We start from the raw sequence: 18,556 nt of genomic DNA on the forward strand, positions 1-18,556 counted from the left end.
GCGTGCTGCGGCACGCATGCATGATGCGCGCGGCAGATTCCCGGTCGTGATGGTCTGCGGATACCCGCAGCATGCCGCGCTGCCGCAGCGCGAGCGGCGGCGGTCGGATCAGGATGCGCTGTAGCTCGAATTGAAGACCGCGCGCAGCGTGGACGGACCGGTCGCGAAGTCCCCCCACAGCGGGCCGTCGCCCGGTGCGAACGCGAACGGCGACGTATTGATCGACGCGAGGCGGCCGCGCCATTGCGCCGCTTCCTGGCGGAACGCGGTGAGCTGCATGTCGGAGAGCCCTGTCTGCGCGTTCGCGAGCGTGACGAGCGGATCGACCGGGTCGTTCGCGATCCGCACTTCGAAGTGCAGGTGCGGGCCAGTGGCCGCGCCGGTCATCCCGACGGAACCGATGCGCTGGCCCTGCTTCACGGTTTCGCCCGTATTCAGCCCGCGCGCGTACGCGGACAGGTGTGCGTAGTACGTCGAATAGCCGTCCGCGTGATCGACGATCACGTAGTGGCCGTAGCCGCCCGGATCGGTGCCGACGAACGACACGACGCCGTCGGCCGCCGCATTGACGGGCGTGCCGGTCGGCGCGGCGAGATCGACGCCGGTATGGAATGCCATCGCCTGCGACAACGGGTGGATGCGTTCGCCGAAGAACGAGCTGATGCGCGTCCACTTGACCGGCATCGTGAACGCGGCCGCTTCAAGCGGTGCGCCGTCGAGCGTGTAGTACGCGCCGTGCCCGGCGCCTGGCGCGCGGAACCAGATTGCGCCGAATGTGCGGCCCGCGACGCGCAGCTCGAGCGCGGTGAGGTGCGGCGTGCCGTTGTCCGTGTCGTACGCGACGCGGTAGTAGTCGCCGCGCTGTGCACTCGCGCGCATCGCGACCTTGCCGGTGACGATATCGCCGAGCTGGATACGCACTTCGGGCGGCACGTCCAGGCGATTCAGCGTATCGGACAGCGTGAGTTCGATGTCGCCGGCACGCATCCCGTGCTGGCGCTCGGGCGGCGCGAACCGGAACAGGCTCGCATAGCCGAGCATGTCGTTGCGATGCGCGCTGAGCGGGGCGAACAGGCCCGGTTGCGGGTTCCGGTCGTTGCCTCCATTGAGTTCGTTGCGCTCGCCGATCGTGCGCGCGAGCTCGCTCGTCACGAAATGCTGAGCGGTAGGAAACGGCGTGTCGGACAGCACGCGCTGCGGCAGCGCGGCGGTGCCGGAATCGACGGCGCCCGGCAGTTGCGAGACGGCCGGCAGTGCGGCGGCGAGACCGAAGGCGGCGAGGGCGCCGAGCACGGCGGCCGGCACGAGCGCACGCACGAGGCGCTGCGCACGGCCGGGCGCGAAAGCATCAAGGGTTGCGGCAGGCTTGACCAAAAGTGTCCACATCCAGGAAAGCGGTTCAAAGAGGTGTGGGCAGAAGCCATCGGCGGCGCATCCGTCGGGCGACGACGGGGCGGGCGACGGGCGTGCAACAAAACAGGCCCTCCGAAGGGCCTGTGTCGTTTCCGTTCGACCCAACTCGCGGGCAGGCCCGCTTCGAACGGCGGCGTGAGTTTGTCGGGTCGAACCTGATTTATCACGAAGACGCTAAAGAAAGATGACCGCGTCAGTCTACCGATGTTCCGAAAAATGTTAAAAATTTTAAAAAGGGTCAGCTCATTCGTTTCGCACTGCGGAAAATCGGGATGGATCGGCATTTGTTGCGCCGTTTTTCGTCAATCTGGCAATTTTTGCGCGCGTACTCGCAGTGCGGCGGAAGTGCGGACTGCATCGAAACCGGCGTCGAGCATCGCTTCGGCGTCGTTCCACAGATTCCCGCGCAGCCGGTTGGTCCAGATCATCGACGCGAACACGCCTTCGAGCAGCGATACCAGATAGACGGCCGCGAGATGCACGTCGACGTCGGCCGCGAGCTCGCCGGCAGCGATCGCGCGGCGCAGCAGTGCCTTCGCGATGCGCAGCATCTGCAACTCGAGCAGCATCCGGCGCCGTTGCAGCGCGCCGTTCTCCTCGCTCTGTTCGCACTTCGTATAAAGGATCACTAGCACGCGCTGCATCGCGCCGGGCTCGCCGCATTGCTGCAGATAGTGCGACGCGGCGCGGCGCAGCGTGCCGAACGCGGGGAGGGTGTCGCCCGCGTCGAAGCCTTCGGACGTGCGTGCGAACGCGCGGTCGCACATCGCCAGACACACTTCCATCTTGTTGCGGTAATGCCCGTAGACGGCGCCGCGCGACATGCCGGCGGCCTCGGCGAGATCCGCCATCGCCGTCTGCGCGACGCCTTTCTCGAGCAGCACGAGCTCGGCAGCGTCGAGGATCCGGTGCTTGATGGCGAGCGATTCTTCCCGGGTCTTGCGAGCCATGTCGTGAATTTCCTTACAGTTTGCTGTCGTTTTATTGAGACAGTATGACGGACGGATTACAAATGCACATATTTAATCAGTCGTGACTGATTATAATCGGCCACCCTGAGCCGCCGCATTGTATCGGCGGCGAACGATCGAGATCACACATATGAACAACAACAAACGTTCGTTGTCGCGCCGCGCCCGGCTGGCACCGCTCGCGCTCGCGGCCCTGCTGGCCGTGGCCGGATGCGGAAAGGGCGAAAAGGGCAAGGCGCAGGAGGCCATCCAGAACGCGACGGTCGTGACGGTCCGTCCGACGGCCGTGCCGATGACCGTCGAGTTGCCGGGCCGGCTCGACGCCTACCGGCAGGCGGAAGTGCGCGCACGGGTCGCGGGCATCGTCACCGCGCGTACTTACGAGGAAGGCCAGGAAGTGAAGCAGGGCGCGGTGCTGTTCCGCATCGACTCCGCACCGCTGAAAGCCGCGCGCGACGCCGCGCAGGGCGCGCTCGCGAAGGCGCAGGCGGCGGCGCTGGCGGCAAGCGACAAGCGCCGCCGTTACGACGATCTGGTGCGCGACCGCGCGGTCAGCGAGCGCGATCACACCGAGGCCGTTGCCGGCGATACGCAGGCGAAGGCCGATGTCGCGTCCGCGAAGGCGGAGCTCGTCCGCGCGCAACTGCAGCTCGACTATGCGACCGTCACGGCGCCGATCGCGGGCCGCGCGCGACGCGCACTCGTCACCGAAGGCGCGCTCGTCGGCCAGGATCAGGCGACGCCGCTCACGACCGTCGAGCAGCTCGACCCGATCTACGTGAACTTCTCGCAGCCGGCCGCCGACGTCGATGCGTTGCGCCGCGCGGTGAAAAGCGGGCGCGCGACGGGCATCGCGCAGCACGACGTCGCGGTGACGCTGTTGCGCGCCGACGGCACGGCGTATCCGCTGAAGGGCAAGCTGCTGTTCAGCGATCTCGCGGTCGATCCGACCACCGATACGGTCGCGATGCGCGCGCTGTTTCCGAATCCGGAGCGCGAGCTGCTGCCGGGCGCATACGTGCGGATCGCGCTGGATGCGGCCGTCGACCAGCGTGCGATCCTCGTGCCGCGCGATGCGCTGCTGCGCACGACCGATCGCACGTCGGTGCGCGTGGTCGACGCGGGCGGCAACGTAAAGGACGTCGAAGTCGTCGCCGACCAGATGAGCGGCCGCGACTGGCGCATCACGCGCGGGCTCGCGGGCGGCGAGCGTGTGATCGTCGACAACGCCGCGCAGTTCGCGCCCGGCACGCCTGTCAAGCCCGTCGAAAAGGCATCGCCGACGCAGGCCGCATCACAGGCGGCCGCCCGTCAAACCTGACCGGTCCGGATAAACCAACATGGCACGTTTCTTCATCGATCGCCCCGTGTTCGCATGGGTGATCGCACTCTTCATCATGCTCGGCGGCGCGTTCGCGATTCGCGCGCTGCCGGTCGCGCAGTATCCGGACATCGCGCCGCCCGTCGTCAGCATCTATGCGACGTATCCGGGCGCGTCTGCGCAGGTCGTCGAGGAATCGGTGACCGCGCTGATCGAGCGCGAGATGAACGGCGCACCGGGGCTGCTGTATACGTCCGCGACGAGCAGCGCGGGGATGGCGTCGCTGTACCTGACCTTCAAGCAGGGCGTAAATGCCGATCTCGCGGCCGTCGAAGTGCAGAACCGGCTGAAGACGGTCGAGGCGCGCTTGCCCGAACCCGTGCGCCGCGACGGCATCCAGGTCGAGAAGGCCGCCGACAACATCCAGCTCGTCGTGTCGCTGACGTCGGACGACGGCCGCATGACCGGCGTGCAGCTCGGCGAATACGCATCGGCGAACGTCGTGCAGGCGCTGCGCCGCGTCGACGGCGTCGGCAAGGTGCAGTTCTGGGGCGCTGAATATGCGATGCGGATCTGGCCCGACCCGGTGAAGATGGCCGGGCACGACCTCACCGCATCCGACATCGCATCGGCCGTGCGCGCACACAACGCGCGCGTGACGGTGGGCGACATCGGCCGCGGCGCAGTGCCGGACAGCGCGCCGATCGCGGCGACGGTGTTCGCCGACGCGCCGCTGAAGACGCCGGCCGATTTCGGCGCGCTCGCATTGCGCACGCAACCCGACGGCTCGGCGCTGTATCTGCGCGACGTCGCGCGCATCGAATTCGGCGGCAACGACTACAACTACCCGTCGTATGTGAACGGCAAGGTCGCGACCGGCATGGGCATCAAGCTCGCGCCGGGTTCGAACGCGGTGGCGACCGAGCGGCGCGTGCGCGCGGCGATGGACGAGCTGTCCGCGTATTTCCCGCCGGGCGTGAAGTACCAGATTCCGTACGAGACGTCGTCGTTCGTGCGCGTGTCGATGAACAAGGTCGTCACGACGCTGATCGAGGCCGGCGTGCTGGTGTTCCTCGTGATGTTCCTGTTCATGCAGAATCTGCGCGCGACGCTGATCCCGACGCTCGTCGTGCCGGTCGCGCTCGCGGGCACGTTCGGCGTGATGTACGCGGCCGGTTTCTCGATCAACGTGCTGACGATGTTCGGGATGGTGCTCGCGATCGGCATCCTCGTCGACGATGCGATCGTCGTCGTCGAGAACGTCGAGCGGCTGATGGTCGAGGAAGGGCTCGGCCCCTATGAGGCGACCGTGAAGGCGATGCGGCAGATCAGCGGCGCGATCGTCGGCATCACGGTGGTGCTGACGTCGGTGTTCGTGCCGATGGCATTCTTCGGCGGTGCGGTCGGCAACATCTATCGGCAGTTCGCGCTCGCGCTGGCGGTATCGATCGGCTTCTCCGCATTCCTCGCGCTGTCGCTGACGCCCGCGTTGTGCGCGACGTTGCTCAAGCCCGTATCCGGCGACCATCACGAGAAGCGCGGGTTCTTCGGTTGGTTCAACCGCTTCGTCGCGCGTTCGACGCAGCGTTATGCGACGCGCGTCGGCGCGATGCTGAAGAAGCCGCTGCGCTGGCTGGTCGTGTACGGCGCTCTGACCGCGGCCGCGGCGCTGATGCTCACGCAGTTGCCGAGCGCGTTCCTGCCCGACGAGGACCAGGGCAATTTCATGGTGATGGTGATTCGCCCGCAAGGCACGCCCCTCGCGGAAACGATGCAAAGCGTGCGCGAGGTCGAGTCGTACATCCGGCACGACGAGCCGGCCGCGTACACGTTCGCGCTCGGCGGCTTCAACCTGTACGGCGAAGGACCGAACGGCGGGATGATCTTCGTCACGCTGAAGAGCTGGCAGGCGCGCAAGGCCGAACGTGATCACGTGCAGGCGATCGTCGCGCGCGTGAACGAGCGCTTCGCGCATACGCCGAACACGACGGTGTTCGCGATGAACTCGCCGGCGCTGCCCGATCTCGGTTCGACGAGCGGCTTCGACTTCCGGCTGCAGAATCGCGGCGGGCTCGACCATGCAGCATTCAGCGCCGCGCGCGAGCAGCTGCTCGCGGCGGGCGGCAAGGATCCGGCGCTCACCGATCTGATGTTCGCGGGCACGCAGGACGCGCCGCAACTGAAGCTCGACATCGATCGCGCGAAGGCGTCGGCGCTCGGCGTGTCGATGGACGAGATCAACACGACGCTCGCGGTGATGTTCGGCTCCGACTATATCGGCGATTTCATGCACGGCACGCAGGTGCGCCGCGTGGTCGTGCAGGCCGACGGGCTGCACCGGCTCGATCCGGGCGACGTGAAGAAGCTGCGCGTGCGCAACGCGCGCGGCGAGATGGTGCCGCTTGCCGCGTTCACGACCTTGCACTGGACGCTCGGGCCGCCGCAGCTCACGCGCTACAACGGCTATCCGTCGTTCACGATCAACGGCTCGGCCGCGCCGGGCCACAGCAGCGGCGAAGCGATGAGCGCGATCGAGCGGCTCGCCGGGAAGCTGCCGGCCGGCGTCGGCCACGCGTGGTCGGGGCAGTCGTTCGAGGAGCGGCTGTCGGGCACGCAGGCGCCGATGCTGTTCGCGCTGTCGGTGCTTGTCGTGTTTCTCGCGCTCGCGGCGCTGTACGAGAGCTGGTCGATCCCGTTCGCGGTGATGCTGGTCGTCCCGCTCGGCGTGATCGGCGCGGTGCTGGGCGTCACGCTGCGCGGAATGCCCAACGACATCTACTTCAAGGTGGGGCTGATCGCGACGATCGGGTTGTCGGCGAAGAACGCGATCCTGATCGTCGAAGTCGCGAAGGACCTGGTCGCGCAGCGCATGTCGCTCGTCGACGCCGCACTCGAGGCGGCACGCCTGCGGCTGCGGCCGATCGTGATGACGTCGCTCGCGTTCGGGGTCGGCGTGCTGCCGCTCGCGTTCGCTTCAGGCGCCGCGTCCGGTGCGCAGATGGCGATCGGCACCGGCGTGCTCGGCGGCGTGATCACGGCGACGGTGCTCGCGGTGTTTCTCGTCCCGCTGTTTTTCGTGATCGTCGGCCGCCTGTTCGACGTCGGCCCGCGCCGACGCGGCGGGGCGCAGCCGGCGACGATGGAGGGTTCGCAATGATGTTTGCGTGTAATGCACGCGCGACGCTGAAGGTTCAACTGGCGCTGGCCGCGGCGCTCGCGCTCGCGGGCTGCTCGCTCGCGCCGCGCGACGAGCGGCCGGCCGCGCCGGTGCCGAGCAGCTACGCGCCGGTCGACGACGGCACCGTGGCCGCCGCCGCGACGCCGGCCGATGCCGCGCTGCTCGACGACTGGCGCGCGTACTTCACCGCCCCGGCGCTGCAGGCGTGGATCGACGCGGCGCTGGCGAATAATCGCGATCTGCGGATCGCCGCCGCACGGCTCGACGAAGCGCGCGCGCTATACGGCGTGCAGCGTGCGGACCTGATGCCGTCGGTCGATGCGAATCTCGGCTACGAGCGCACGCGCCAGTACGACCCGGTCGTGCGCGAGAGCGCGGTGAGCGGGCTGTATCGTGCGGGCGTCGGTGTCAGCGCGTACGAACTCGATCTGTTCGGCCGTGTGCGCAGTCTCTCCGATGCGGCGCTGGCCGAGTATTTCGCGACGGCCGACGCGCAGCGTACGGTGCGCATCGGCGTGATTGCCGAAGTCGCCGGTGCGTACGTGTCCGAGCGTTCGTTGCACGCGCAACTGGCGCTGGCGCGTCGCACGCTCGACGCACGGGAACACATCGCATCGCTCACGCAGCGTCGCTACGCGGCCGGCACGAGCGATGCGATCGAGTTGCGTTCGGCGCAGATGCTCGTCGCATCCGCACGTGCGTCGCAGGCCGCGCTGGAGCGCGAACACGCGCAGACCGTGCGAGCGCTGCAATTGCTCGCGGGCGACTTCGCGCGCGACGTGCCGGCCGGCGGCAGCGCGCTCGACACGCTCGCGATGGCGCCGGTGGCGCCCGGCGCACCGAGCGCGCTGCTCGAACGGCGGCCGGACATCCGGCAGGCCGAGTCGCGGCTCAAGGCCGCGAACGCGCAGATCGGCGCGGCGCGCGCGGCGTTCTTCCCGCGCATTGCGCTGACGACCGACTACGGCTCGGTCAGCGACGCGTTCTCGGGCCTGTTCGCGAGCGGCGCGAGCGTGTGGACGTTCGCGCCGCGCATCACGCTGCCGCTCTTCGCGGGCGGGCGCAATCGCGCGAATCTCGACGTCGCGAACGCACGCAAGCACATCGCGGTCGCGGAATACGAGAAGACCGTGCAGACTGCATTCCGCGAAGTGGCCGACGCGTTTGCCGCGCGTGACTGGATCGACCGGCAACTGGACGCGCAGCAGGACGTCCATACGGCGGACGGCGCGCGGTTGAGGCTCGCCGAGCGCCGCTATGCGGGCGGTGTGGCGACCTATCTCGAACTGCTCGACGCGCAGCGCAGCACGTACGAGTCGGGGCAGGAACTGATCCGGCTCAAGGCGCTCAGACTCGCGAACGCAATCGCGCTGTATCGCGCGCTGGGCGGCGGGTGGGCGCCGGCATCGGCCGACGAGTCTGCCGCGTGATGTCGTAGCCATGCACGGCGACGGGCTGCGACGCGCGGTGACGCGTCGTCGCTGCCCTCGCCGGCGGGGCATTTCTTCTGCCGACGCATCGGCAGAAAGCGGCGACGCCCGCAGCTGTGCGTCGTCGTGATCTTCATTCTTCCGCCCGGTTATCGACCTGAAGCACCGCCTTCGGCTCGTCAGGGGCGCAGCGGCCGATCGGGTCGCCGCGCGGCACGAATCCGTGCCGACTTCCTTCCTTTTCCTTCCTCCGTATCGATGCGCCGATTGTCTCGGCGGTGCGTGGCATTACGTGCGTTTTTCGAAACTGAATTAACGATTAGATTAATTCACATATTGAAATCAATGGGGTGGCAAAGTGTCGCGGTAAAACGTTTGTATCGATTCGCAATCGTTTGCGCGATGGATTTAGGTTGGCGGAAATCGACCATTAATTTCCTGTCATTTGGGAATTTCTGGAATTTTTCGTTGTGAATCGGCAACTGTGGCGGTATCGGACAGGGTTTTGTCATTTGGCTGCATGTGTTCGCGAAGGTCTGTGCTCGCAAGGGACGGCGGGTGATGTTCGACACCGATCCGGAAAAGTATTTGATTTTCAATCGACTTTCTGAAATTAAAAAAGGACTGCAAAAGAAAATTCATGAATTAAAAATTGCAGGGGTGTAATTCATCATAAAGAATGAAAGGACAGCAATGTCATTTTCTATTTAACAATGATTTACAGAATTCTTTCATTGTTATCTCGATAATGCCGCCTCGTGTCGGACGGGAGCCAACCACACGCTGCCTTTTGTATCCGCCACGTCGTCCATTCGCATTGCAACCCATACGGAAAACATGATGAAAAAATCCCTCCTGACCGCTGTCGCACTTGCAGCCCTGTCCACGTCGGCCTTCGCGGACGGCACCGGCACGATCAACTTCACGGGCGAGATCGTCGCGGGCGCGTGCGGCATCGATTCGGGCTCGGTCAACCAGACCGTGAACCTCGGCAAGGTGCCGACGCACGTGTTCAAGCAGGCCGGCGACAAGTCCACGCCGACCAACTTCGACATCCAGCTGACCGACTGCGACACCAGCATCGCGCAGAACGCGTACTTCACGTTCACGGGCTCGTCGAGCTCGGGCCAGCCGAAGCTGATCGCGACGATCGGCTCGGCCACCAATGTCGGCATCCGCCTGCAGGCTGCATCGGGCGAATACCTCGACAACGGCGCCGAGCAAAAGGCACCGACGCTCCTGCAGAACGGCACGAACGTCGCACGCTTCGCGGCCATGTACGAAGCGACGGCAGCCGGCGTGACGCCGGGTACCGCTGACGGCGTCGCGAACTTCACGGTCCGCTATCAATAAGCGTCCGTACCGGGGAAGGGGGGCACCCTTTCCCCTTCTTCCTTTTCCTCCCGCTTTTCTTAGTCGGACTTCCCGGTAGCACCGCGTGCGAATCAGACATTCCTTCCTTTGCGTCTCCGTGCTGGTCGTCGGCAGCCAGAGCCATGCGACGGAATTCAATTCATCGTTTCTGAACATCGACGGCTCGAACAATGTCGACCTGTCGCAGTTCTCGCAGCCCGATTTCACGCTGCCGGGCGAGTACATGCTGGACGTGCAGGTCAACGACCTGTTCTACGGGCTGCAGGCGATCGAGTTCATCGCCGTCGACGATTCGGGCGCGGGCAAGCCGTGCCTGCCTCCAGCGCTCGTCGCGCAGTTCGGGCTGAAGCGCTCGCTCGCGAAGGATCTGCCGCGCTTCCAGGGCGGCCGCTGTGTCGATCTGGGCGCGATCGAAGGCGCGACGGTGCGTTACCTGAAAAGTGACGGGCGGCTCAAGATCACGATTCCGCAGGCCGCGCTCGAATTCACCGATTCGACGTACCTGCCGCCGGAGCGCTGGTCCGAAGGGATTCCGGGCGCGATGCTCGACTATCGCGTGATCGCGAACACGAACCGCAATTTCGGTACGAGCGGCACACAAACGAATTCGATCCAGGCCTACGGGACGATCGGCGCGAACTGGGATGCATGGCGCTTTCGCGGCGACTACCAGGCGCAGTCGAACGTCGGCAACACGGCGTACGCGGACCGCACGTTCCGCTTCAGCCGGCTTTATGCGTTTCGCGCGCTGCCGTCGATCCAGTCGACGGTAACGTTCGGCGACGACTACCTGAGCTCCGACATCTTCGATACGTTCGCGCTGACGGGTGCGTCGATCCGCAGCGACGATCGCATGCTGCCGCCTTCGCTGCGCGGCTATGCGCCGCTGATCTCGGGCGTCGCGCGCACCAATGCGACCGTGACCGTGTCGCAGGCGGGCCGCGTGCTGTACGTGACGCGCGTGTCGCCGGGCGCATTCGCGCTGCAGAACATCAACACGAGCGTGCAGGGCACGCTCGACGTCGCGGTCGAGGAAGAGGACGGCAGCGTACAGCGCTTCCAGGTGACAACGGCTGCCGTGCCGTTCCTCGCGCGCACCGGCCAGTTGCGCTACAAGGCCGCGCTCGGCAAGCCGCGCCAGTTCGGCGGCGCCGGCATCACGCCGTTCTTCGGTTTCGGCGAAGCCGCATACGGGCTGCCGTTCGACGTGACCGTATATGGCGGCTTCATCGCCGCATCGGGCTATACGTCGATCGCGCTCGGCGTCGGCCGCGATTTCGGCGCGTTCGGCGCGGTGTCGGCCGACGTCACGCATGCGCGCGCCCGCCTGTGGTGGAACGGCGCGACGCGCAACGGCAACTCGTACCGCGTGAACTATTCGAAGCACTTCGACGGGCTGGATGCCGACGTGCGCTTCTTCGGCTATCGCTTCTCCGAGCGCGAATACACGAACTTCGCGCAATTCTCGGGCGACCCGACCGCGTACGGCCTGGCCAACAGCAAGCAGCGCTACTCGGCGACGATGTCGAAGCGTTTCGGCGACACGTCGACTTACTTTTCGTACGACCAGACGACCTACTGGACGCGCGCGTCGGAGCAACGCGTCGGCCTGACGCTCACGCGCGCGTTCTCGATCGGCACGCTGCGCAACCTGAACGTCAGCCTGTCGGCATTTCGCACGCAGAGCGCGGGCGCGAGCGGCAATCAGTTCTCGGTCACCGCGACGCTGCCGATCGGCGGGCGCCACACCGTCACGTCGAACCTGACGACGGGCAGCGGCAGCACGAGTGTGAACGCGGGATATATCTACGACGATCCGGACGGCCGCACGTACCAGGTCAACGCGGGCGCGACCGACGGCCGCGCCGCGGCGAACGCGAGCTTCCGCCGGCGCACGTCGGCGTACCAGCTCACCGCACAGGCATCGACGGTCGCGAACGCGTATGCGGCCGCGTCGCTCGAGGTCGACGGCTCGCTCGTCGCGACGCAGTATGGCGTGTCCGCCCACTCGAACGGCAACGCGGGCGACACGCGCCTGCTGGTGTCGACCGACGGCGTGCCCGACGTGCCGCTGTCCGGCACGCTCACGCACACCGATTCGCGCGGCTATGCGGTGCTCGATGGGATCTCGCCCTACAACGTGTACGACGCGACGGTCAACGTCGAGAAGCTGCCGCTCGAGGTGCAGGTGTCGAACCCGATCCAGCGCATGGTGTTGACCGACGGCGCGATCGGCTTCGCGAAGTTTTCCGCCGCGCGCGGCAGCAACTTGTACCTGACGCTGACCGATGCGCTCGGCAAGCCGTTGCCGTTCGGCGCATCGGTGCAGGACGCGGCGAACGGCAAGGAGCTCGGCATCGTGGGCGAGGGCGGCGCCGCCTTCCTGACCCAGGTGCAGCCGAAATCCGTGCTCGCGGTGCGGGCGGGCGAACGCACGCTCTGCACGGTCGACACGCTGCCGAACCAGCTCCAACTCGAAGGCACGCCGATTCCGGTCACGTGCCAGATGCCCGGCGAACCGCATGCAGCGGCCGCGCGGAACGAACGATGACTTCACGGATACTGCGATGAACCATGCTTTTTCCCTTTCCTTCCTGCGGCGCGCGCCGGGCGCGCTCGCCGTCGTGTCCACGCTGTTCGCCGGCACCGCGCATGCGGCGATCGTGCCGGACCGCACGCGCGTGATCTTCAACGAAGGCGAACAGGCCGCGATCGTAACGATCACCAACAAGAGCACGACGTATCCGTATCTCGTGCAGTCGTGGCTCGAGGACGCCGACGGCAACAAGATCACGTCGCCGCTGATGGTCGTGCCGCCGCTGCAGCGCGTCGAGGCGAACGAGCGCAACGTGCTGCGTATCGCGAAGCTGCCCGGCGCCGCGTTGCCGGCCGACCGCGAATCGGTGTTCTACCTGAACATCCGCGAAGTGCCGCCGAAGACCGATACGCCGAACACGCTGCAGATCGCGCTGCACACGCAGATGAAGCTGTTCTACCGGCCGAAGGGCGTGCAGCCCGCGCGCGACGAAGACTGGACGCTGCCGATGACGCTGCGCGTCGATGCGGCCGCGCATCAGCTCGTGTTCGACAACCCGACGCCGTATCACGTGACGGTGGTCGACGTGAGCTCGGGCGCGCAGAAGACGCGCGTGCCGATCGAGCCGGTCATGGTGAACCCGATGAGCACGGCGGACGTGCCGTTCAAGGCCGCGACGCCGGCGACGCTGTTCGTCACGCATATCGACGATTACGGCGGCCAGGTGGCGGTCGAGTATGCGTGCGAGGCCGGTGCCTGCAAGAGCGTGAAGAAATGAGCGGCGTGCGACGCAACGCCATCGCGGTGACGCAGCCTGCCTGGCTCAGGTGGGGCATGCTCGCGCTGTTGATCGGGCTGGCCCAGCCGGCGTGGGCGGTGCGCTGCATTGCGAACGAGGGGGGCACGATGCTGACCGAGGCCATCGGCAACGTCGCGTCGTATCCGACCGATGCACCGGACGGCTACGTGATCTGGGTGTCGCCGCCGCGCACGACGACGGGGTATTGCTACAAGGATCTCGGCGGCGACATGAAGAAGTTCGGCGAGTGGATCTATTTCTACGCGAACCCCGAACAGCAGAATCCGGCCGCGTGGGGGCTCGAGATCGGCATCCGCTATCTCGGCCAGGATTATTTCGGCCGCAGCAGTCAGCCGGGCGACGGCGTACAGACGAAGACGTACGTGGATCCGTGCACGCTGAGCGACGCCGACGTCAAGGCCGGACGGTGCACGCGGTTCCCGCTGAGCATCACGTATCAGGTGGTGGTGCGCAAGCGCGGCAACTGGGTGCAGCCGCCGTCGGACATCTACGCCGTGTTCCAGTTCGACGGCAAGGGTGGCCTGAACTACATCAACCCCAGCTTTCGCTACAAGCTGAGCGGCCTGCGGAACCTGAAACCAACGCCTTGCTTGGTCGACGTGAAGGTCACGCCGGAACCCGGCGTCGTGAAGTTCGGCCAGGTCCAGGCGACCGGCAACGGTTTCTCGCCGGCGGTGCCGCGCAAGTCGTTCAGTCTCGCGCTGACCAAGCAATGCAACGTGGCGCTGCGCGTGGACGGTTACTTCGAGACGTCGCAGACCGTGCGAAACGGGCTGCTCGTGCCGGACTCGAACAGCAACTTCGGGATCGGCATCGAGGACCGCAACGGCACGGCGATCCCGTTCAACCAGCAGTTCGTGCTTGCGCAGATGCCGGGCAGCGTGAACTACCAGAGCGTGACGCTCGACGCGGTGCTGAAGGCGTTCGGAGCGCCGAAGATCGGCCCGTTCAACGGTACGGCGACGATCCGGCTGTTCATCTACTGACGCATGCGGCGCGTGCGCCGCTGCCCGTCAGCATGAAAAAAGCGCCGGGTTGCCGGCGCTTTTTTCAAACTCGCTGCGCGATGCTCAACGCACCCAGCGGCACACCTTGTGGTGGTGGTGCTCGAAGTGGCACACGCGGTGCGGGTGGGCTTCGGCGATGGCCGGCACGAGCACGGCGGCGGCAACGGCGGCTGCGGTCAGGGTCTTGAGTAGCGTCTTCATGTTGAGGTCCTGTCGTTCAGTATCGGATCACGGGAAGGGAAAGGCATTACCACTGCGGTCGCTGATCGTCGTGGTGATCGTCATGACCGCCGGGATGCCGCGCTTCCCAGTCGCGGCGCTCCCAGTAGCGATGTCCGTCCCAGTAGCGATCGCCGTGCCAGCCAATTGTCACTTCGGCCGGGCCGGCAGGGTACGCAACACACCCGGTCAGCATCACGCTGGACAGCGCGCCGACCATGACTGCGGATAACACGATGGTCTTCATGTTGTTCTCCCTTGGAAACAGCAATTCGATCGTACGAGCCCCCAAAATTTCACGTCGTAATAAGTTGCTACCGTAAATGACAAGCCCGCCCGTTTCGTCGGCGTGTTGAAAGATCGTGTCGGTGCCCCGCAAGGCGGCCGCGTGGCCCCGACATTCGGCGCATGCCAGGTCCGGCGCGGATGTTCGATGCATATCGATCGCCGTGCAACTCCTTTCATCATGAAAGCTTCGGCGTGCGGGCCGATTGACGACCGATACACATTCGCCCGGGCGGCGATTCCGCCAATTGATCGGACAAATCCGGATGAGCGAAAGGTAAATCGGGTAATGTGATTGAGAATGATTTGCGTTTACGTTAAATTGCGCTATCTCGGAATTTGACGGAGCAGATCGATGGCAATGGCGGAAGTGCTCGAACGACCGGCGGCGGCAACGGCAAACCCGTTCCTCGGCAGTTATCCGGACCTGCCGCCGCGCGCCGCGCAGCGTGCGAACCGGGCCGCGGAGCGGCAGGTGCAGGGTGCGCTGCTCGACGTGCTGATTTCCCATCGGGCGATGCTGGTCAACGTCGCGCGCGGTTTCGTCGGCTGCGCGAGCCGGGCCGAGGACGTCGTGCACGACGTGTTCGTGAAGCTCGTCGAATTCCCGAACCAGGATGCGGTGCGTCAGCCGGTCGCCTACGTAACGCGGATGGTGCGTAACGCCTCGATCGACGCGTGCCGCCGGCAAAGCCTCGAGAACGTCTATCACACGGAAGAGGACGACGGCTTCGACGTGCCGTCGCCGGAGCCGACGCCCGAAGCCGCGCTGCTGACGCGCGACACGCTGCGCCGCGTATGGGCCGCGCTCGACGACCTGCCGGCGCGCAGCCGCGCGGCGTTCGAGATGGTGCGGTTGCGCGAGGAAACGCTGCAGACCGCGGCGCGCGCGCTGAACGTGTCGCAGACGCTCGTGCATTTCATGGTGCGCGACGCGGAGCGGCACTGCGCGGAATGTCTCGACGCGTGCCATCGCGGCGTCGCGTGCCCGGTGTTTCTCGGCGGTCGTGCGCGGCGGCGGTAAAAAATCGCGCCGGCCAATCGTCTTCAAAACAGGAGCGGCCAATGCGACAGTTCCGACAGTTCGCCGGGTTCGCCGTTTCGCCTCCTTCAACCGTCTTCCGCTTTTTTTCGATCATGACGCAAGCCACGACGCCTTCCTCCGACATCGACGACCTGGTCCACACGGTCGTCATCAACGACGAAGAACAGTATTCGATCTGGCCGACGTTCCGGCCCGTGCCGGCCGGCTGGCGCGAGGTAGGCGTGCGCGGCACGAAGGCCGAGTGTCTCGCGCACATCGAAACCGTCTGGACCGACATGCGCCCGGCGAGCCTGCGCCGCGCGATGGACGGCGAGCGCGCATCGCGCGCGTCGTGACCCGCTGCGCCGGGATCCGGCGCGCCACCTGAAGAGGACGTTGCATGACCCTGCTTTCGTTGCCGACGCTCGACGACCTGCGTATCGAGCCGGGGCTGCCCACCGTCGTGTCGCCGCGCAGCGCCGACGGCATGTCGATCGACGAAGTCGCGCCGCTCGCGCACGCCATCGCGGCCGACACGCTCGAACGGGCGGGCGGTTTGCTGTTCACGGGCTTTCACGTGCCGTCGATCGACGCGTTCCAGCAGTTCGCGGCATCGTTCGGCGATCCGCTGATCGGCTATGAATACGCGTCGACGCCGCGCAGCCAGGTCGAAGGCGCCGTCTACACGTCGACCGAATACCCGCCGCACCGCGCGATTCCGCTGCACAACGAGCAGTCGTATACACGCGAATGGCCGCTGCGGATCTGGTTCCATTGCGCGCAGGCGGCGCCCAAGGGCGGCGCGACGCCGATCGCGGACAGCCGTGCCGTCTGTCGCACGCTCGATCCGGCGCTGGTTGCTCGCTTCGAGCAGCGCGAGCTGCTGTACGTTCGCAACTTCGGCCAGGGGCTCGACCTGCCGTGGCAGCAATCGTTCGGCACCGACGAGCCGTCCGAGGTCGAACGGATGTGCGCGGCGCGCGGCATCGAATGCGCGTGGCGCACCGACGACGACGGCGAACTGCTGTTGCGCACCCGCGAACGCTGTCAGGCCGTTGCGCGTCATCCGCGCACCGGCGATCGCGTGTGGTTCAACCAGGCGAACCTGTTTCACCTGTCCGCGCTCGACGACGACATGCAGGAAGCGCTCGTCGACGCGGTCGGGCTCGAGAACGTGCCGCGCAACGTGTACTACGGCGACGGCGCGCCGCTCGAGGCCGACGCGCTCGCGGAGATCCGCGGCGTGCTCGATCGCCAGCGCATCGTGTTTCCGTGGCGCACGGGCGACGTGCTGATGCTCGACAACATGCTGACCGCGCATGCGCGCGACCCGTTCGAAGGGCCGCGCAAGGTGGTCGTCGCGATGGCGCAGAGTTACACGGTCCCGCGCGCGACCGAACGGAGGACCGATGACGTGTAATACCGCCGCGCTTGCCGCGCGCGGGCTGACGGTGGGTTATCGCGACCATGTCGTGATCGACGGGCTGGACCTGTCGATCGCGGCCGGCCGCGTAACGGCGCTGTGCGGGCCGAACGGCTGCGGCAAGAGCACGCTGTTGCGCACGCTCGCGGGCCTGCAGCCCGCGCTTGCCGGGCAGGTCGACGTGAACGGCCAGCCGCTCGCGTCGTTTCGCCGTCGCGCGCTCGCGCGCGAACTGACGATGCTCGCGCAGTTCAACCAGATTCCGTCGGGACTCACCGTGCGCGAACTCGTCGCCTACGGGCGCTACGCGTACGGGGGGTTCCTGCGCGGGCTGTCGCGCGCCGACCATGCGGCGATCGACGAGGCGCTCGATACGAGCGGCCTGGCGGGCGACGCGGAGCGCGACGTCGGCGCACTGTCGGGCGGCGAACGGCAACGCGCGTGGATCGCGATGGCGCTCGCGCAGCAGGCGCCGATCGTGCTGCTCGACGAACCGACGACCTATCTCGACATCCATCACCAGCTCGACATCCTCGATGCGCTGCGCACGCTGAACCGTACGCGCGGACTGACGATCGTGTGGGTGCTGCACGACCTGAACCAGGCGGCCGCGTACAGCGACGAAATCGTGCTGATGCGCGCCGGCCGCCTCGTCGCGCAAGGCACGCCCGACGCGATGCTCGATCCCGCGCGGTTGCGTGCTGCGTTCGGCGTCGACATGCTGAAGCTCGCGCATCCGCAGACGGGCGCGCCGATGTGCGTGCCGGCCTACGGGCCGGCGGCGGCCGGCGCAGCGCACGCGGCGGGCGCACTCGACCGGGACGTCGCGGTATGACGACGTTCGCGATGCGCAAGCGTCTCGCGGCGAGCGGGCAGGGCGCTGCGGCCGGCCGTCGGGCCGGTGCGATCGCGCTCGGCCTCGTCGCGCTGATCGCGGTGCTGGCCGTGCTGCGTGTGGCCCCCGACCTGCGCGTGTGGTGGAACGCGGCGCCGGGCAGCGACGCCGCCGCGCTCGCCCACGTGTTTCTGTTCGACCTCAATCTGCCGCGCGTCGCGGCCGCGCTGGTCGCGGGCGGCTGCCTCGGCATCGCCGGTGCGCTGTTCCAGTCGCTCACGCGTAATCCGCTCGCTTCGCCCGATCTGCTCGGCGTGACGGGCGGCGCACAGCTGGGGCTGCTGGCGGCGATGCTGGTCCCTGCACTCGCCGGTGTCGCATCGGTGCCGCTGCTGTTCGTCTGCGGGCTGATCGCCGCCGCGTGCGCGATCGTCGCGGCCGGCGGCTGGCGCGCGACGCCGCTGCGGCTCGTACTCGCCGGCAGCGTCTGCATGCTGCTGTTCGCCGCGCTGTCGACGCTCGTGCTCGCGTTTTTCGAGCAGAACATCGCGGGTGCCGCGCTGTGGACCAACGGCAGCCTCTATCAACCGGGCGCGGCAGGGCTTGCGCTCGTCGCGCGCTGGCTCGTCGTGCCGCTGCTCGCGCTGCCGTTCGTGATCCGGCCGCTGAATCCGCTCGCGCTCGGCGACGATGCGGCGGCCGCGGCCGGCGTGCGCGTCG

General features: G+C 66.8%; 17 protein-coding genes. 12 read left to right on the plus strand and 5 right to left on the minus strand.

Annotated features, from left to right (window positions below):
- Nucleotides 1–108: 108 nt before the first annotated feature.
- Nucleotides 109–1,386, minus strand: coding sequence for a M23 family metallopeptidase (locus J7024_RS28860; RefSeq protein WP_175750841.1), 1,278 nt, complete (start codon nucleotides 1,384–1,386; stop codon nucleotides 109–111).
- Between the two features lie 329 nt (nucleotides 1,387–1,715).
- Complete coding sequence (locus tag J7024_RS28865; RefSeq protein ID WP_124825753.1) at nucleotides 1,716–2,363, minus strand: TetR family transcriptional regulator; 648 nt, start codon at nucleotides 2,361–2,363, stop codon at nucleotides 1,716–1,718.
- A gap of 151 nt (nucleotides 2,364–2,514) precedes the next feature.
- Between J7024_RS28865 and J7024_RS28870 the strand changes: the two genes are divergently transcribed.
- From J7024_RS28870 to J7024_RS28880, 3 genes are read left to right on the plus strand one after another with little or no spacing between them, the layout of a single operon-like run.
- Entirely contained in the window at nucleotides 2,515–3,705 is a 1,191-nt protein-coding gene (locus tag J7024_RS28870) for a MexX/AxyX family multidrug efflux RND transporter periplasmic adaptor subunit (protein ID WP_175750842.1), read from the plus strand.
- A 19-nt stretch (nucleotides 3,706–3,724) separates the two neighbouring features.
- Nucleotides 3,725–6,862 carry a multidrug efflux RND transporter permease subunit gene (locus J7024_RS28875; RefSeq protein ID WP_124825751.1) on the plus strand — a complete coding sequence of 1,046 codons (3,138 nt, stop codon included), beginning with the start codon at nucleotides 3,725–3,727 and terminating at the stop codon, nucleotides 6,860–6,862.
- Nucleotides 6,862–8,313 (plus strand): efflux transporter outer membrane subunit, encoded by a 1,452-nt coding sequence (locus J7024_RS28880; protein ID WP_124825980.1) that lies wholly within the window; start codon nucleotides 6,862–6,864, stop codon nucleotides 8,311–8,313. Before J7024_RS28875 ends, J7024_RS28880 begins: the two co-directional genes overlap by 1 nt.
- A 441-nt stretch (nucleotides 8,314–8,754) precedes the next feature.
- Here the strand turns inward: J7024_RS28880 and J7024_RS28885 are convergent, their stop codons facing one another.
- A complete protein-coding gene (locus tag J7024_RS28885) occupies nucleotides 8,755–8,955 on the minus strand; it encodes a hypothetical protein (protein WP_124825750.1) in 201 nt (66 codons plus the stop codon).
- Nucleotides 8,956–9,153: 198 nt separating this feature from the next.
- Between J7024_RS28885 and J7024_RS28890 the strand changes: the two genes are divergently transcribed.
- From J7024_RS28890 to J7024_RS28905, 4 genes are all read left to right on the plus strand, one after another.
- Nucleotides 9,154–9,666: a fimbrial protein gene (locus tag J7024_RS28890; protein WP_124825749.1), complete on the plus strand. Its 513-nt coding sequence runs from the start codon at nucleotides 9,154–9,156 to the stop codon at nucleotides 9,664–9,666.
- A 118-nt stretch (nucleotides 9,667–9,784) separates the two neighbouring features.
- Entirely contained in the window at nucleotides 9,785–12,238 is a 2,454-nt protein-coding gene (locus J7024_RS28895) for a fimbria/pilus outer membrane usher protein (protein ID WP_124825979.1), read from the plus strand.
- Between the two features lie 16 nt (nucleotides 12,239–12,254).
- Entirely contained in the window at nucleotides 12,255–13,001 is a 747-nt protein-coding gene (locus J7024_RS28900; protein WP_124825748.1) for a fimbrial biogenesis chaperone, read from the plus strand.
- Complete coding sequence (locus J7024_RS28905; RefSeq protein WP_124825747.1) at nucleotides 12,998–14,029, plus strand: fimbrial protein; 1,032 nt, start codon at nucleotides 12,998–13,000, stop codon at nucleotides 14,027–14,029. Before J7024_RS28900 ends, J7024_RS28905 begins: the two co-directional genes overlap by 4 nt.
- An 84-nt stretch (nucleotides 14,030–14,113) precedes the next feature.
- Here the strand turns inward: J7024_RS28905 and J7024_RS28910 are convergent, their stop codons facing one another.
- Together J7024_RS28910 and J7024_RS28915 are read right to left on the minus strand one after the other, a co-directional pair.
- Complete coding sequence (locus J7024_RS28910) at nucleotides 14,114–14,251, minus strand: HHHH-motif protein (RefSeq protein WP_014897078.1); 138 nt, start codon at nucleotides 14,249–14,251, stop codon at nucleotides 14,114–14,116.
- Between the two features lie 46 nt (nucleotides 14,252–14,297).
- The gene (locus tag J7024_RS28915) at nucleotides 14,298–14,516 is read right to left on the minus strand and encodes a hypothetical protein (RefSeq protein WP_124825746.1); all 219 of its coding nucleotides are present in this window, start codon (nucleotides 14,514–14,516) and stop codon (nucleotides 14,298–14,300) included.
- 393 nt (nucleotides 14,517–14,909) lie between these two features.
- Between J7024_RS28915 and J7024_RS28920 the strand changes: the two genes are divergently transcribed.
- From J7024_RS28920 to J7024_RS28940, 5 genes are all read left to right on the plus strand, one after another.
- Nucleotides 14,910–15,578 carry an RNA polymerase factor sigma-70 gene (locus J7024_RS28920; RefSeq protein ID WP_124825745.1) on the plus strand — a complete coding sequence of 223 codons (669 nt, stop codon included), beginning with the start codon at nucleotides 14,910–14,912 and terminating at the stop codon, nucleotides 15,576–15,578.
- Between the two features lie 113 nt (nucleotides 15,579–15,691).
- Nucleotides 15,692–15,934 carry an MbtH family protein gene (locus J7024_RS28925; protein WP_124825744.1) on the plus strand — a complete coding sequence of 81 codons (243 nt, stop codon included), beginning with the start codon at nucleotides 15,692–15,694 and terminating at the stop codon, nucleotides 15,932–15,934.
- Nucleotides 15,935–15,978: 44 nt separating this feature from the next.
- A complete protein-coding gene (locus J7024_RS28930; protein ID WP_234745666.1) occupies nucleotides 15,979–16,998 on the plus strand; it encodes a TauD/TfdA family dioxygenase in 1,020 nt (339 codons plus the stop codon).
- Nucleotides 16,988–17,836, plus strand: a complete 849-nt coding sequence (locus tag J7024_RS28935; RefSeq protein ID WP_234745667.1) for an ABC transporter ATP-binding protein — start codon at nucleotides 16,988–16,990, stop codon at nucleotides 17,834–17,836. Before J7024_RS28930 ends, J7024_RS28935 begins: the two co-directional genes overlap by 11 nt.
- Nucleotides 17,833–18,556: iron chelate uptake ABC transporter family permease subunit (locus J7024_RS28940; protein ID WP_234745668.1), on the plus strand; the 724-nt coding region annotated here is incomplete at its 3' end. The genes J7024_RS28935 and J7024_RS28940, both read left to right, overlap by 4 nt.

It is taken from the genome of Burkholderia sp. WTPI3, from assembly GCF_021483755.1.
Taxonomy (GTDB): Bacteria; Pseudomonadota; Gammaproteobacteria; order Burkholderiales; family Burkholderiaceae; genus Burkholderia.